The sequence below is a fragment of the Microbacterium sp. CIAB417 genome (assembly GCF_022788845.1).
Genome location: NZ_JAHZUT010000004.1, coordinates 179,499 through 194,011 on the forward strand (window position 1 = coordinate 179,499; position 14,513 = coordinate 194,011).

At 70.6% G+C, this 14,513-nt stretch carries 14 protein-coding genes and 1 tRNA gene; 8 read left to right on the forward strand and 7 right to left on the reverse strand.

The genetic code is table 11. The features are described from left to right. The first annotated feature begins 120 nt into the window (after positions 1–120). Both KYX17_RS18260 and KYX17_RS18265 read left to right on the forward strand, forming a co-directional pair. Positions 121–1,329 (forward strand): sensor histidine kinase, encoded by a 1,209-nt coding sequence (locus KYX17_RS18260; RefSeq protein ID WP_243228384.1) that lies wholly within the window; start codon positions 121–123, stop codon positions 1,327–1,329. Continuing rightward, on the forward strand, positions 1,326–1,928 hold the full coding sequence (locus KYX17_RS18265) for a response regulator transcription factor (protein WP_243228385.1): 603 nt from the start codon (positions 1,326–1,328) through the stop codon (positions 1,926–1,928). The genes KYX17_RS18260 and KYX17_RS18265 overlap by 4 nt, the downstream gene beginning before the upstream one ends. Positions 1,929–1,980: 52 nt before the next feature. Here the strand turns inward: KYX17_RS18265 and KYX17_RS18270 are convergent, their stop codons facing one another. The 6 genes from KYX17_RS18270 to KYX17_RS18295 form a co-directional block, all read right to left on the reverse strand. Then, positions 1,981–2,706, reverse strand: coding sequence for a VIT family protein (locus tag KYX17_RS18270; RefSeq protein ID WP_243228386.1), 726 nt, complete (start codon positions 2,704–2,706; stop codon positions 1,981–1,983). A 57-nt stretch (positions 2,707–2,763) separates the two neighbouring features. Next, positions 2,764–4,704: a heavy metal translocating P-type ATPase gene (locus KYX17_RS18275; protein ID WP_243228387.1), complete on the reverse strand. Its 1,941-nt coding sequence runs from the start codon at positions 4,702–4,704 to the stop codon at positions 2,764–2,766. Between the two features lie 309 nt (positions 4,705–5,013). Further along, positions 5,014–5,271 (reverse strand): YHS domain-containing protein, encoded by a 258-nt coding sequence (locus tag KYX17_RS18280; protein WP_243228388.1) that lies wholly within the window; start codon positions 5,269–5,271, stop codon positions 5,014–5,016. A 12-nt stretch (positions 5,272–5,283) separates the two neighbouring features. Next, a complete protein-coding gene (locus KYX17_RS18285) occupies positions 5,284–7,572 on the reverse strand; it encodes a cation-translocating P-type ATPase (RefSeq protein WP_243228389.1) in 2,289 nt (762 codons plus the stop codon). Positions 7,573–7,641: 69 nt separating this feature from the next. After that, positions 7,642–8,598 (reverse strand): heavy-metal-associated domain-containing protein, encoded by a 957-nt coding sequence (locus tag KYX17_RS18290; RefSeq protein ID WP_243228390.1) that lies wholly within the window; start codon positions 8,596–8,598, stop codon positions 7,642–7,644. Continuing rightward, the gene (locus KYX17_RS18295; RefSeq protein WP_243228391.1) at positions 8,598–8,807 is read right to left on the reverse strand and encodes a heavy-metal-associated domain-containing protein; all 210 of its coding nucleotides are present in this window, start codon (positions 8,805–8,807) and stop codon (positions 8,598–8,600) included. The genes KYX17_RS18290 and KYX17_RS18295 overlap by 1 nt, the downstream gene beginning before the upstream one ends. 187 nt (positions 8,808–8,994) lie before the next feature. Here KYX17_RS18295 and KYX17_RS18300 point away from each other — a divergent pair, with 187 nt between their 5' ends. Further along, positions 8,995–9,240, forward strand: coding sequence for a helix-turn-helix domain-containing protein (locus KYX17_RS18300; protein ID WP_243228392.1), 246 nt, complete (start codon positions 8,995–8,997; stop codon positions 9,238–9,240). After that, entirely contained in the window at positions 9,237–10,184 is a 948-nt protein-coding gene (locus KYX17_RS18305; RefSeq protein ID WP_243228393.1) for an SRPBCC family protein, read from the forward strand. Before KYX17_RS18300 ends, KYX17_RS18305 begins: the two co-directional genes overlap by 4 nt. Positions 10,185–10,237: 53 nt before the next feature. Here KYX17_RS18305 and KYX17_RS18310 read toward each other — a convergent pair. Further along, positions 10,238–10,321, reverse strand: a tRNA-Leu gene (locus KYX17_RS18310). A 248-nt stretch (positions 10,322–10,569) separates the two neighbouring features. Between KYX17_RS18310 and KYX17_RS18315 the strand changes: the two genes are divergently transcribed. The 4 genes from KYX17_RS18315 to KYX17_RS18330 are packed head-to-tail and all read left to right on the forward strand — an operon-like array spanning position 10,570 to position 14,504. Next, entirely contained in the window at positions 10,570–11,286 is a 717-nt protein-coding gene (locus KYX17_RS18315) for a DUF3662 and FHA domain-containing protein (RefSeq protein ID WP_243228394.1), read from the forward strand. Beyond that, positions 11,283–11,816: an FHA domain-containing protein gene (locus KYX17_RS18320; RefSeq protein WP_243228395.1), complete on the forward strand. Its 534-nt coding sequence runs from the start codon at positions 11,283–11,285 to the stop codon at positions 11,814–11,816. The genes KYX17_RS18315 and KYX17_RS18320 overlap by 4 nt, the downstream gene beginning before the upstream one ends. Positions 11,817–11,823: 7 nt before the next feature. Next, positions 11,824–13,122, forward strand: a complete 1,299-nt coding sequence (locus tag KYX17_RS18325; protein ID WP_243228396.1) for a PP2C family serine/threonine-protein phosphatase — start codon at positions 11,824–11,826, stop codon at positions 13,120–13,122. Beyond that, the gene (locus KYX17_RS18330) at positions 13,119–14,504 is read left to right on the forward strand and encodes an FtsW/RodA/SpoVE family cell cycle protein (protein WP_243228397.1); all 1,386 of its coding nucleotides are present in this window, start codon (positions 13,119–13,121) and stop codon (positions 14,502–14,504) included. The genes KYX17_RS18325 and KYX17_RS18330 overlap by 4 nt, the downstream gene beginning before the upstream one ends. Positions 14,505–14,513: the final 9 nt, after the last annotated feature.

Genomic DNA, 14,513 nt, shown 5'->3' on the forward strand with positions numbered 1-14,513 from the left:
CTGGCGATGACTCCATTGCACCGGCCGCCGCGGTGGCCGGGAAGTGAGCCGCTGTCACCGGATTCCGGGCGGTCCGCACGTTCCGTGGGTGACATGTGTCATGGCCGTAATGTGGAGGACATGACGAGTCCGACCGGGGGAGACGACGCGGCCGACGCCCTGGGAGACGGCGCCGTCGGAGGGCGCCGCCTCGCGCGCGGCATCACGGCGACGTGGTGGTACACGGCGTCCGCCGTCATCCTGTTCGAACTGCTCGTCGTGCTGTTCGCCATGGCCGCTCTCGCCGAGAGCGGCCGAACGGTCGGCGCCGTGCTCGTGGTGGGTCTCGGCGGACTGGTGTGGTGGGGCGCCACCATGGTGCTGCTGCTCGCGTACCGGCATCGCGACGAGACGGCCGGCACCGGACCCTGGCAGCGGTTCCTCCTCCCTCTCGTCGTCGCCGCCCTCTACGCGGTCGTCGCGGGCACGGTGACCGGGATGTGGACCGTGGCGGGGACCGCGTTGCTGGCGCCGCTGGTGCTGCTGAACTGGCCGCGCGGGGTGCGGCTGCGGCTGGTCCTCGCCGTCACCGCCGTGCTGATCGCCCTGTGGGTCGTCGATCAGCGCACCGGCGCGGTGGACATGGCCGCGCAGTCCACGTGGTGGATGTTCGCCGCCTTCGCCATCCTGCTGCCCGTGATGTCGGTCACCTCGTTGTGGTGGTGGGACGTGTTGAGGACCCTCGACCGAGCGCGGGTCGCCGAGTCGCGCCTGGGCGCGACGCAGGAGCGGCTCCGGGTGGCGACGGACGTGCACGACCTGCAGGGGCACCACCTGCAGGTGATCGCGCTGCAGCTCGAACTCGCCGAGCGCCTCATGGCCAAGGACCCGGACGCCGCGCTCGATCAGATCCGGCTCGCGCGCACCAGCGTCGACGAAGCGCGTCAGGGCACGCGGGATCTCGCCCTGCGGTTCCGCTCGGTGCCGCTGGCCGACGAGATCGCGAACGCGGTCGATCTGCTGCGGGCGGCCGGGACGACCGCGGAGTCCACGGTGGATGCCGCGGCCGACGCCGCCCCGGCATCCGTGCTCGGACCGGTGATCCGGGAGACCACGACGAACGTCCTGCGTCACGGCGGCGGGAAGTGGGCGCGGCTCTCGCTGACCCGCACCGACGGCGCCTGGCGCTACGAGATCGCGAACGACGCCGGCTCCTCCGCCGCGAGCCCCGACGGCTCCGGCCTGGAAGGCATCGAGCGCCGCGCGGCCGAGGCCGGCGGAGATGTGCGGATCGACCGCGGGCGCACCGAGTTCACCGTCGTCGTGACGGTCCCGGAGGGAGCACGATGATCCGCGTACTCGTGGCCGACGACGAGGCGATGATCCGGTCGGCACTCGCCTCGCTGCTGCGCCTGGAGGACGACATCGAGGTCGTGGCCGAGTGCGCCGACGGTGCTGAGGCGATCGCCGAGGCCACGCGCCTGGAGCCGGACATCTGCCTGCTCGACCTGGAGATGCCGCGCTTCGACGGCGTGCAGGTGGCCGAACAGCTGAACCGCCGCGTCCCGACCCGCTGCATCGTCGTGACCCGCCATGCCCGCCCCGGCGTGCTGCGGCGCGCGCTGGCCTCTGGCGTCTCGGGCTTCCTGCCGAAGTCGCGCGGCGCCGACGAGGTCGCCCAGGTCATCCGTCGCGTCGCCGCCGGTGGGCGCTACGTGGACCCCGAGATCGCCGCAGACGCGCTGAGCGACGAGCGCTGCCCGCTCACCGACCGCGAGCTGGACGTGCTCCGCGCCGGCCGCCGCGGTGAGACGACCGGACAGATCGCACGCGCTCTCTCCCTCGCACCCGGCACCGTGCGCAACCACGTGTCGGCCGTGCTGGGCAAGCTCCAGGTCGCGACCCGGCAGCAAGCGGTGCTCCTCGCCGAGGAGCGCGGCTGGATCTGAGCCTCGGCCGCCCCAGCATCCTCGACCCGTACCGCGACCGGCGCATCCCGCGTCACACGACGGTCGTGCCGAACAGACTGCCGACGAGGTAGGTGGCGGCGAGCGCCAGCGCGCCGCCGATGACCGTCCGCACGATCGCGCGCGCCCGGTTCGCGCCGCCGATCCACGCCGCGACGTATCCCGTGATCGCGAGAGCGACGAGCACCGTCACGAATGTCAGCGCGATGCGCGCGGGATGCGGCGCGAGCAGGATCGTCGCCATCGGCAGCAGCGCGCCCAGGACGAACGCGACGGCCGAGGCGAACGCGGCATGCCAGGGGCTCACCACGTCGTCCTCGTCGATGTTCAGCTCGACAGACAGATGCGCGGCCAGGGCGTCTTCGGCGGTCAGCTCGTGCGCCACCTGCGTCGCGGTCTCGCGGGACAGGCCCTTCGCTTCGTAGAGCCCGATCAGCTCGGCGAACTCGGCCTCGGGGTCGTCGGCGAGTTCGCGCTTCTCCTTCGCGATGAGCGCACGCTCCGAATCCCGTTGACTCGAGACGGAGACGTACTCACCGAGCGCCATCGAGATGGCGCCTCCGACGAGCGCTGCGGCCCCGGCGATGAACACCGGCCCGGTGTCCGCCGTGGCGCCGGCGACACCGACCACGACGGCCGCGGTCGACACGATCCCGTCGTTCGCCCCGAGGACACCCGCGCGCAGCCAGTTCAGCCGCTGTGCGAGGCCCTGCGTGTGCGGCTCATCCGGGTGGGCTCCGGGCACACCGTCGGCTTCCATGGTCCTCCGTCCGTCACGCCTAATTCTGTCCGAGTCCGGCGGACGGCGAAACCCGGCTCAGCGTCCGAGGATCGCGCGTGTCGTCACCTCGGGGCGCAGATCCAGCCGGCGCAGCAGCTGCGCGTTCGCCGCCACGACGACCGTCGACAGCGACATGAGGATCGCCCCCACCGACATCGGGAGCACGAAGCCGACGGGTGCGAGGACCCCGGCCGCGAGCGGCACGGAGAGGAGGTTGTACCCCGCGGCCCACCACAGGTTCTGCTTCATCTTGCGATAGGCGGCGCGCGAGAGCTCGATCACCGACAGCACCGATCGGGGATCGTCGCTCGCGAGGATCACGCCGGCCGACGCGATGGCGACGTCGGTTCCGGCGCCGATCGCGAGACCCACGTCGGCCTGCGCCAGGGCGGGAGCGTCGTTGACGCCGTCGCCCACCATGGCGATCCTCCGCCCCTCGCGCTGCAGCTCCTGCACCGTGGCAGCCTTGTCCTCGGGCCGGACGCCCGCGAAGAACCGTTCGATTCCGAGATCGTTCGCGACCGAACGGGCGACGGCCTCGGCATCCCCCGTGATCATGACGACCTGGACGCCGAGCGCGTGCAGGGCGTCCACCGCGTCCCGCGACTCCGGGCGGATCTCGTCTGCCAGCTTCAGGGCACCCACGACCGCCCCGTCGCGCAGGACGTGCAAGATGATGGCACCGTCGGCGCGCCACGTGTCGGCGATCGGGAGTTCCTCGGCTCGCTCCTCGGTGAGCAGGTGCGGCCCGCCGACCCGGACCGTCGATCCGGAGACGGTCGCCGTCACCCCGACGGCGGGGGACGAGGAGAAGTCCGCGCTGGACGCGACCGGCAGCCCGCGGTCGGACGCCGCCCGCACGATCGCACGGGCGAGCGGATGCTCGCTGTCGGCCTCGGCGGCCGCGGCGAGAGCCAGTACGGCGTCGGCGCCCTCTCCGTCGATCACCGAGATGTCGGAGACCACCGGCTCGCCCTTGGTGAGCGTCCCGGTCTTGTCGAAGAGGACGGTGTCGACGGTCCGCATGCTCTCGAGCGCCAGCCGGTCCTTCACGAGGACGCCGCCGCGCGCCGCGCGTTCGGTCGCGATAGAGACGACCAGCGGGATCGCAAGACCCAGCGCGTGCGGGCAGGCGATCACGAGCACGGTGATCGTGCGGATGACGGCCTCGTCCGGCATCCCGACGAGCGTCCAGACCAGCGCCGTGACGACCGCGGCTCCCAGGGCGAACCAGAACAGCCAGCCGGCAGCCGTGTCCGCCAGTCGCTGGGCGCGGGAGGACGAGTTCTGCGCCTCGGTCACCAGACGCCGGATGCCGGCGAGAGCAGTGTCGTCACCGGTGGCGGTGATCGCGACCCGCAGGCCCGAGTCGGTGGCCACGGTGCCCGCGGTCACGGACTCGCCGGGGCCTCGCGTCACCGTGCGGGACTCCCCGGTGATCATCGACTCGTCCATGGCGGCGCGTCCGTCCACGATGCGGCCGTCGGCGGGGACGCTTCCGCCGGGGCGCACGACGACGAGATCGCCGACGACGAGATCGTCGGGGGCGACGACGACCACCTGACCGTGCTCGAGGCGCTCGGCCTCGTCCGGCAGCAGGGCCGCGAGGGAGTCCAGGGCGGACGTCGTCTGCGCGAGAGAGCGCATCTCGATCCAGTGGCCGAGCAGCATGATGACGATGAGCAGGGCGAGTTCCCACCAGAAATCGAGCTCGTGATGGAGGATGCCGAGACTCGCGCCCCACGATGCGAGGAAGGCGACCGTGATGGCGAGTCCGATCAGGAGCATCATCCCGGGCCTGCGTGCCCGGATCTCACCGACGGCGCCGGTGAGGAAGGGCCGACCTCCCCAGATGTACATGACCGTGCCGAGCACGGGGGAGACCCAGCCGAGGCCGGGAATCGCGGGAAGCCGGTACCCGAGGATCATCGCGAACATGCCCGACAGCACGACCGTCGGGACGGCGAGGACCAGCATGATCCAGAACAGCCGCCGGAACGGCCCGACGTGGTCGCCGTGCCCCGCATGCCCGCCGTGCCCGCCGTGGGCCTCGTGTCCGCCTCCCTCGTTCGCGGAGCGAGCCCCTCCTTCGTTCGTTGAGCGAGCCCCTCCGTCGCTCGTTGAGCGAGCGGAGCGAGTCGAAACGCGGTGCCCATCATGCCCCGCGTGCTCCTCATGCCCCCCGTGCCCCGCGTGACCGTTCTCGTGCTGGTCCGACATCCTCTTCTCCTCCTCGTTCACCCGTGCTGTGCGGGGGCCGTCGGGCGCCCCGCACAGCGTCCCGGCTCACGCCGCCGCGACGTACCTCGCGGGGTCGGCGTCGAACTTCGGCCCGCAGCCCGCGCAGCAGAACCAGTAGCGCTCGCCCTCATAGTCTCTGTAGAGTCCGACGGCTTCGGCATCCGCCTTGACGACGACGCTGCCGGCCATGACGGGGCATTCGGCCAGGTCGGATGCGGACCGGGCGAGGAGGTCCTTACGGCCTGCGGCGTCGACGCCGCCGCCACCGTCGATGCTGCAGCAGGATCCTGTCGATTCGGACATGGGGTGTTCCTCTCAGTGGTGGGAGCCGGCGACCGCCGACGGGGATAACTCCGTCGCACGACTGCGGAACGACCGCAGTCGCAGGCTGTTGCCGACGACGAAGACGCTGGAGAACGCCATGGCGGCTCCGGCGAGCATGGGATTGAGCAGTCCGAGCGCCGCCAGGGGGATCGCGGCGACGTTGTACGCGAAGGCCCAGAACAGGTTGCCCTTGATGGTGCCGAGCGTGCGGCGCGAGAGCCGGATCGCGTCGGCCGCGCTGCGCAGGTCGCCGCGGACCAGCGTGATGTCGCTGGCCTCGATCGCGACGTCGGTGCCGGTGCCCATCGCGAGACCGAGATCCGCCTGGGCGAGGGCCGCGGCGTCGTTGACGCCGTCGCCGACCATCGCGACGACCTTGCCGTCGGCCTGCAGGCGCGTGACGACCTCGACCTTGTCCACGGGAAGGACCTCGGCGATGACCTCGTCGATGCCGATCTCGGCCGCGATCTGCTCGGCGGCTGCCCGGTTGTCACCGGTCAGCAGGATCGGCGTGAGGCCGAGGGCCTTCAGCTGTCCGATGGCCTCGGCGCTCGTGGGCTTCACGGCATCCGACACGACCAGGATGCCGCGGGCCCGTCCGTCCCAGCCGACGGCGATGGCCGTCCGGCCCTGTCGCTCCGCCTCGGCCTTGACGGCTGCGAGGTCGGCGGGCAGCGGCTGCGCCCAGTCAGCCAGCAGCGACTCGCGGCCGACGAGCACGCCGTGTCCGTCGACGACGCCCTGGACGCCCTTGCCCTCGATGTTCGTGAAGTCCTCGGGCGCCGGGAGCGCGCCGAGCTCCTGGGTCGCGGCCTTCGCGATGGCCTGGGCGATCGGGTGCTCCGAGGCATCCTCCAGGGCTCCGGCGAGCCGGAGCAGGTCGGCCCGGTCCACGCCGTCGGCGGGGTGCACGCCGACGAGCGTCATGCGGCCGGATGTGACGGTGCCGGTCTTGTCGAGCACGACCGTGTCGACCGTGCGCGTGGACTCGAGGACCTCGGGGCCCTTGATGAGGATGCCCATCTGCGCGCCGCGGCCGGTGCCGACCAGCAGGGCGGTCGGGGTGGCGAGTCCGAGGGCGCACGGGCACGCGATGATGAGCACGGCGACAGCGGCCGTGAAGGCGGCGGATGCCGGGAAGCCGGCGCCCAGCCAGGCGCCCAGAGTCACGATCGCGATCGCGATGACGATCGGCACGAAGATGCCGGACACCCGGTCCGCCAGACGCTGGACCTCGGCCTTGCCGGACTGCGCGTCCTCGACGAGCCGCGCCATCTGCGCGAGCTGGGTGTCGGCGCCCACACGGGTCGTGCGCACCACGAGGCGTCCGCCGGCGTTCACGGTCGCTCCGGTGACGGCGTCGCCGGGACCCACCTCGACAGGGACGGATTCCCCGGTGAGCATCGACGCGTCCACGGCCGAGGTCCCCGAGACGACCACTCCGTCGGTGGCGATCTTCTCGCCCGGGCGGACGAGGAACTCGTCGCCGACGGCGAGGTCGGAGATCGGGATACGGGTCTCGATGCCGCCACGCAGCACGGCGACGTCCTTCGCGCCGAGCTCGAGCAGCGCGCGCAGGGCGGCGCCGGCCTGACGCTTGGAGCGCTTCTCGAAGTAGCGCCCGGCGAGGATGAACGTCGTGACGCCCGCGCCGACCTCGAGGTAGATGTTCGCGGCACCGTCGCTCGGCGCGACGGTCAGCTCGAACGGATGGGTCATCCCCGGGACACCGGCCGTGCCGAAGAACAGCGCGTACAGGGACCACAGGAACGCGGCGATCGTGCCCATCGAGATGAGCGTGTCCATGGTCGCCGCGCCGTGACGGAGGTTCGTCCAGGCCGCCCGGTGGAACGGCCAGGCGCCCCACACGATCACAGGGGCGGCGAGCGCGAGCGACAGCCACTGCCAGTACGGGAACTGGAGGGCCGGGATCATCGCTATCGCGATGACGGGAACGGTCAGCAGCGCCGAGACGATGAGGCGTGTGCGCAGAGCGGTGAGCTCGACATCCGGAGCGTCCTCGGGGTCGGCCTGACCAGCGTCCGCGGACGGAGCCGGCAGTTCGGCCGTGTAGCCGGTCTTCTCGACCTCGGCGATGAGCAGTGCCGTGTCGAAGCCCGCGGGAGCTGTGACCTTCGCCTTCTCGGTGGCGTAGTTGACCGTCGCGGTGACGCCCTCGAGACGATTGAGCTTCTTCTCGATCCGCATGGCGCAAGACGCGCAGGTCATGCCGCCGATCTCCAGCTCCACGCTGGCTACGTCGTTCGTCGTGTCGCTCATGTGTGTCTCCTCAGGAGTTCGAAGGGCGAGAAACCAGTCCCGCCGCGAGGCAGGTGGTTTCTCGATGTGTCAGTGCCCGCCGTGGTCGCCGTCGGCCGGCTCCTCGCCGGGCACGGAAGCGGATGCCGCGGCATCCAGGACGAACTGCGCCGTGCGGACCTCGCCGTCCACCTGGAAGTCCAGGTAGAGCAGGTAGCGGCCGGCGGACGGCACCTCTGCGGTGAACGCCACCGTGGGTCCGGCCAGGTCGTCGGGCTGCGGTTCCTCTCCGTGGGCGTGGACATGCAGGTATGCGAGGTCTCCTTCGCGCAGGGCCACGAGATGTCCAAAGGCGCCGAGATACGGCTCGAGCGTCGTGACGGGCTCGCCGTCGCGGGTGACCTCGATCGTGAGCTCGCTGCCCGTTCCGGCGACGAGATCACCGCTCACGGCGACGTCGAAGCCGTCGACCTCGTCCTTCGTGACGATCGCCGTCGCAGGTCGCGGCGCGACGGCGCCGGCGACGTCCACCTGGCGGGAGAGCGTGGCACTTCTGCCGTCCGCCGTGAAGTCCGCGTAGACGCGGTACGTTCCCGCGGCATCCCACGTCCACGGCAGCGACCAGGTGCCGGTCGCGGCGTCCAGTTCGGGATGGACGTGTCGATAGCCGCTGCCGTCGCTGCGCACCACGATGAGGTGCAGCTGCTTTCCGTGGGCGGTCTCGAAGTCGGTCACGGGTTCACCCGCGGTCGTCAGGATGCGGAAGGACAGTGTCCCTTGGGTGGCGGTCTCCGCCGGGGCCTCGACGCGGTTGAGGACGAAGCCGGATGCCGAGATGGTCACGCCACTCACGTTCTGCTCCTCCTTCGGCGCCGGATCGGCGCCCTGCTGTTCCTGTTCGGCGTGGCCGGCCGGTTCGGCGTGGCCCGCCTGGGTCCATTCGGCGACGATGCTCGCCGGCACGAGTGCCCCGGCCGCCGCGTAGGCGGCGCCGAAGGCGATGACGAGTCCTGCGCCGTAGAGGCCGAGCCGGCCGACGGTGTTCATCAGACCCGGACGGCTGTGTAGCCGGCCTCGTCGACGGCGGCGATGATCGCGGCGTCGTCCAGAGGCTGGTCGCCGGTCACGACGAGCTTGCCGGTCTGCGCGCTGACATCGATGCCGGAGACACCGGTGACCTGGGAGACCTCTTCGCGGACGGACATCTCGCAGTGACCGCATGTCATTCCGGTGACCTGGTACTCGGTGGTGCTCATGGTGCTTCCTTTCGTACGATTCGAATACCCCTAGGGGGTATATCTGACTCAACCCTATACCTGGGCGGGGTATTCCCGTCAATCCGCTTCGGGTGGGCGGCAAGAGCGATAGCGGGATTCGGAGACTGGTCACCCACTCCAAGCAACCGACGTTGACAAGACCGGCGAAGCAACGTAGGTTGACAGCATGGAATCCACGACCCTCGCCTCGGCGGCCGCCGACATCAGCGACCCGCGCGCCGGGCTGCGCGCCGTGTCGTCGCTGCGCAAGCTCGCCGACACCCTCGAGCTCCGTCAGGTCGAGGCGGCGCTGCGCGCCGGCTTGAGCTGGCAGGACATCGCGGATGCGCTCGGTGTCAGCCGCCAGGCGGTCCACAAGAAGTACGCCAAGCGCGTCGACCCGTCGATCCCGTTCCCGCGGAGGAACGCATGAGCCGCTTCCTGTCCATGGCCGCGACGATGCAGACACTGAGCCTCGCCGCCATGGAGGAGGCGTCCCGGGAAGGCCGGCGTGAGGCCGACATCGAGCATCTGCTGATGGCTCTGACCCTGAACGAGCAGATCGCCGGTCAGGTCCTGCGCCGCAAGGGCGTCACACTCGAAGCGGTGCGGACGGCCGTCGCCGCACAGCATGCCCAGCAGCTGAGCTCGCTGGGCGTGACGACGGATGCCGAGCAGCCCGGCCGCATCGTCTTCCATGAGACGTCCGGATACGCGTGGAACGACCGCGCGCTGCGCGTGCTGAACCTCGCCGGCGACGGAGGCGCCTCGGACGTGCTGCGCGGCCTCGTGATCGAGCCGAGCGGCATGATCGCCGAGATCCTGGAACAGCTGGGCACGTCGGCGGACGCCGTGACCGCCGAGCTCGATGCCCTCGAGCACCTGCCCCGGCACGCACGGGCCGGCCGGACGCCGCGCACGAGCTTCGAGACGTTCATCCCGGCATCCATCGCCGACGTGTGGGCCCTCGTCTCGGACGCCGAACGGATGCCGGACTGGGAGCCGATGATCGATTCCGTGTCACCCCGCGACGACGACGGATGGGATGCGCGAGCGCGGACCGTCCGCGACGACGGCCGACCGATCTCGGTGAAGCCCCCGTTCCTCGCCCGCCGGATCGAGCGACTCGAGGCACTCGAACCGACCCGTGTCACCTGGCGGTTCACCTTCCCCGACGCGCCGGGCTCGAACGCGCAGAGCCTCACCCTCGACCTCGCGCCCGCGGCAGGCGGAACGCAGTTGACCCTGACGAGCTCGTGGACCACCCGCGCCGGCTGGCGCGGCATGATCGGGCGGATGCTGCGCCCGCTGCAGCGCCTGCTGAACTGGATGCGCCTGCTGCAGACGGGAAGCGCGATCAGCCGCGTCTTCCGGTGACACGCGAAAGGCCTCCGGTCCGGATCATCCGGTCGGAGGCCTTTGCCCTGCGGTGCGCGAGGGGGGACTTGAACCCCCACGTCCTTGCGAACACTGGCACCTGAAGCCAGCGCGTCTACCTATTCCGCCACTCGCGCGAGCGTCTCGTTCCGAGGAACTCAACTTCCCGAGGATATCACGCGTTCCGACCCGCGTCGAAACCGGCGCGACCCCGCTCGCCCGACCCGAGACGTGGATTGCGGAGTGAGACTTCGGCAGCCCAGCCATGTGTCGCTCCACAAACCACGTCTCGCGGCGGAACGGCCCGGAAAACCGAGGCACGAAGGCGTTCACCCAGGACACCTGGCTACGATGTGCGTACCGGTCGGCATGCCAGAGGAGCCCAGTGGGACTACTTGACAGCTTTGAGAAGGGTCTCGAGCGCGCAGTGAACAGCGCGTTCGCGAAGACCTTCCGCAGCGGCATCCAGCCGGTGGAGATCGCCTCGGCGCTGCGCCGCGAGGCGGACACGAAGGCCGCGGTCGTCAGCCGCGATCGCATCATCGCTCCCAACAGCTACCTCGTCCGACTGAGCCCCGACGACACCGAACGGATGCAATCGGTCGGCCGCGCCCTGATCGACGAGCTGCTGGCGCTGCTGACCAAGCACGCCAAGACCCAGGGCTACAGCTTCGCCGGTCCGCTCACGATCTCGCTCGAGGCCGACGAGAAGGTCGCCACCGGCACCGTCCGCGTCAACTCCTCGACCGTCGAGGGCCGGGTCACGTGGCAGGCCGTCGTCGACGTCGACGGCCGGCGACAGTCCATCACGCGCTCGCGGACGGTCATCGGCCGCGGCAGCGACGCGGACATCACGATCGCGGATGCCGGATCCAGCCGTCGTCACGCCGAGATCCTGTGGGACGGCGAGCGCGCCATGATGCGCGACCTCGGCTCGACCAACGGCACCAAGGTGAACGGCGAGAAGGTGCGCGAAGCGCGCCTGGCCTCGGACACGACGATCACGATCGGCCGCACCGATCTGGTCTTCCGGATCGTCCCGGTCGCCGCTCCCCGGCGCCGCGACGACGACGCCACGCGCGCCTTCGGAGTGACCCCGTGAGCGAACTCGTCCTCCTGCTGCTGCGCATCGGCTTCCTCGTCCTGCTGTGGTTCTTCGTGTTCGGCGTCGTGTACTCACTGCGCGCGGACCTGTTCGGCGTCCGCGCCCGCAAGCTCCCGGCCGAGGCGGCCGCAGCCCCGGTGGCGCCATCCGCTGCGGGGAGCGCCGCGGCATCCGGCGTCGCCCCGAAGCCCTCCGCGTCCAAGGCCAAGCCCGGGTCCCCGGCGACCGCGACGAGCGCCGGACGCCTCGTGATCACCTCCGGGCCGAAGACGGGCCTGGAGATCCCGCTCGGCAGCGAGCCGATGACGATCGGACGCTCGAGCGAGTCGGGGCTCGTGATCCGCGACGACTACACCTCCAGCCACCACGCCCGCCTCATGCTCCGCGGCGGCACGTGGACCATCCAGGACCTCGACTCGACGAACGGCACCTACCTCGACGGCAAGCGCCTCTCCGGCTCGCCTGCCGCGGTCTCCATCGGCACCCCGATCAAGGTGGGCGCCACGACCTTCGAGCTGCGGGCCTGAGCGCGGCATGGTCTTCGAGGGCTCGAGCGCCGCGATCTCCCACACCGGGAAGGTCCGCTCCAACAATCAGGACTCCGGGTACGCCGGCGCGAACCTCTTCGCGGTCGCCGACGGCATGGGCGGCCACGCCGGCGGCGACGTCGCCTCCAGCATCGCGATCCAGCGCCTCGCCCCGCTCGACACGACCTACCCCTCGACCGACGACGCGCAGGCCTCGCTGCAGGCCGCGGCCACGACCGCGGCGGGCGACCTCATCCGCGCCGCCAAGGACCGTCCGGAGCTGGCGGGCCTCGGCACCACCGTCAGCGCCATCATCATGGTCGACGAGTACGCCGTCATCGGTCACATCGGCGACAGTCGCATCTACCTGTTCCGCGACGACGAGCTGACCCAGATCACCGCCGACCACACGTTCGTCCAGCGTCTCGTCGACTCCGGGCGCATCACGCCCGAGGAGGCGCGCTACCACCCGCGCCGTTCCGTGCTCATGCGGGTGCTCAGCGACATGGACAACGACCCGGAGCTGGACATGTTCGTCATGCCCACGCAGCCGGGGGATCGCTGGCTGCTGTGCTCCGACGGCCTCTCCGGCGTCGTCGATGAGCTGCACATCGCCAAGGTCATGCGCCAGGGCCTCGCGCCCGGCCGCACCGCCGACACGCTGCTCAAGCAGGCGCTGGACGGCGGCGCGCCGGACAACGTCACGATCGTGCTCGTCGACGTGGGCGGACAGCATCCGCTCTCCTCCGGCACCGCGACGATCGTCGGCTCGGCATCCAACCCCTCCGGCGTGCTCGTGCCCGCCGCGCGGGCGAGCCGTAGCAGCTGGCTGCATCCGGTGCGCCAGGCGGCCAACGAGCCCACGCACTTCGAGCCGGCCGCCGACTACCTCGAGGAGCTCATCGAAGAGGACCGCCGGCGCGCCAAGCGCCGCCGGATCGGCTGGATCAGCGCTCTCCTCGTCGCCCTCCTCGCCCTCGTCGGCGCGGGGGTCCTCGCCTACAACTGGACGCAGACCCGCTACTTCGTCGGTGCCGACGAGGACAGCGTCGTGATCTTCCAGGGCGTGCAGCAGAACATCGGCCCGATCACACTGTCGACACCGATCGAGGACACCGAGATCCTGCTCGCCGACCTGCCGCCGTACCAGCGGGCGTCCGTGGAGCGCACGATCAACGCCCGCTCCCTGTCGGACGCCATGGCCATCGTCGAGCGGCTGCGCGCCGGATCCACCGCCGTGACCGGCGACGAGACCCCGACGCCGACGCCCGCCCCCACCCAGACCCCCGCAGAGGGGGGCGAATGAGCACCGGAGTCGCGGCGGACACCGCCGTCATCAAGGCCCTCAAGAAGATGCGGCTGCCGCAGACGCAGCGCAACCGCGAGTTCTGGCTGCTGCTGTTCGCGTGCGCCCTGAGCGGCGCGGCGCTGACCCTCGTGCAGCTCGGCGCCCTCGGCGCGATCGACCCGATGATCCTGTTCATCGGCGGCGGTCTCGCGGTGCTCGTGTTCGCCCTGCACATCGTGCTGCGCATCGTCGCCTCGGATGCCGACCCGTTCGTCGTCCCGATCGCGACGCTGCTCACCGGCCTCGGCATCGCGATGATCTACCGCATCGACATCGCGAAGAACCTCACCGGCTGGGACGCCTACTCCTCCAAGCAGCTGGCCTGGACCGCCATCTCGCTGGCCGGCGCGATCGCGCTCGTCATCGCCCTGCGCAACTACCGGGTTCTGTTCCGCTACACCTATCTCTTCGGGCTGGCGGGTATCATCCTGCTGCTGCTGCCGTTCGTGCCCGGGCTGCGCGTCGCGGACGCCAACGCCGACGTCTGGGTGTCGCTGGGCGGCTTCATCTCGTTCCAGCCCGGCGAGCTCGCGAAGCTGTGCCTCGCGATCTTCTTCGCCGGCTACCTCGTCCGCACGCGCGAGAGCCTGACCTCCGTCGGCACGCGGTTCCTCGGCATCACCTGGCCTCGGGCCCGCGAGCTCGGACCGGTCATGGTGGTCTGGCTCATCTCGCTCGGCATCATCGTCAGCCAGCGCGACCTCGGCACCGGTGTGCTCATCTTCGGCATGTTCATCGCGATGCTGTACGTCGCCACCGGCAAGACGAGCTGGGTCCTGATCGGTCTCGCCCTCGTCGCGGTCGGCGTCTTCCTCGCGACCCAGATCCTCAGCTACGTGCGCGGACGCTTCACGAACTGGCTGTATGCGTTCGATCCCAGCGTCGTCGACCCGCAGGGCGCCGGCTTCCAGTTGCAGCAGGGCATCTTCGGCCTCGCGCACGGCGGACTCATCGGCACCGGGCTCGGCATGGGCCGCCCCCAGGTGACACCCCTCGCGCACAGCGACTACATCATCCCCAGCCTCGGCGAGGAGCTCGGCCTCATCGGCATCTTCGCGATCCTGTGCCTGTACATGGTGTTCATCAGCCGCGGCATCCGGATCGGGATGGCGGGACAGGACGACTTCGGCAAGCTGCTGGCCATCGGACTGTCGTTCACGATCGCCCTGCAGGTGTTCATCATGGTCGGCGGCGTCACCCGGCTCATCCCGCTGACGGGTCTCACGACCCCGTTCCTCGCGGCCGGCGGCTCCTCCCTGGTCGCGAACTGGCTCATCGTGGCGCTGCTGCTGCGGATCTCGGACGGCGTGCGCCGCCAGCCCAGGGTGGTGATCGGATGACTAAGGCCC

Bases quoted from the DNA above. Each gene is read 5' to 3' on its own strand.
- KYX17_RS18260 (WP_243228384.1), top strand. From the start codon at position 121: ATGACGAGTCCGACCGGGGGAGACGACGCGGCCGACGCCCTGGGAGAC.
- KYX17_RS18265 (WP_243228385.1), top strand. From the start codon at position 1,326: ATGATCCGCGTACTCGTGGCCGACGACGAGGCGATGATCCGGTCGGCA.
- KYX17_RS18270 (WP_243228386.1), bottom strand. From the start codon at position 2,706: ATGGAAGCCGACGGTGTGCCCGGAGCCCACCCGGATGAGCCGCACACG.
- KYX17_RS18275 (WP_243228387.1), bottom strand. From the start codon at position 4,704: ATGCTGGTCCTCGCCGTCCCGACGGTCGTGCTGTCGGGCATGTTCGCG.
- KYX17_RS18280 (WP_243228388.1), bottom strand. From the start codon at position 5,271: ATGTCCGAATCGACAGGATCCTGCTGCAGCATCGACGGTGGCGGCGGC.
- KYX17_RS18285 (WP_243228389.1), bottom strand. From the start codon at position 7,572: ATGAGCGACACGACGAACGACGTAGCCAGCGTGGAGCTGGAGATCGGC.
- KYX17_RS18290 (WP_243228390.1), bottom strand. From the start codon at position 8,598: ATGAACACCGTCGGCCGGCTCGGCCTCTACGGCGCAGGACTCGTCATC.
- KYX17_RS18295 (WP_243228391.1), bottom strand. From the start codon at position 8,807: ATGAGCACCACCGAGTACCAGGTCACCGGAATGACATGCGGTCACTGC.
- KYX17_RS18300 (WP_243228392.1), top strand. From the start codon at position 8,995: ATGGAATCCACGACCCTCGCCTCGGCGGCCGCCGACATCAGCGACCCG.
- KYX17_RS18305 (WP_243228393.1), top strand. From the start codon at position 9,237: ATGAGCCGCTTCCTGTCCATGGCCGCGACGATGCAGACACTGAGCCTC.
- KYX17_RS18325 (WP_243228396.1), top strand. From the start codon at position 11,824: ATGGTCTTCGAGGGCTCGAGCGCCGCGATCTCCCACACCGGGAAGGTC.
- KYX17_RS18330 (WP_243228397.1), top strand. From the start codon at position 13,119: ATGAGCACCGGAGTCGCGGCGGACACCGCCGTCATCAAGGCCCTCAAG.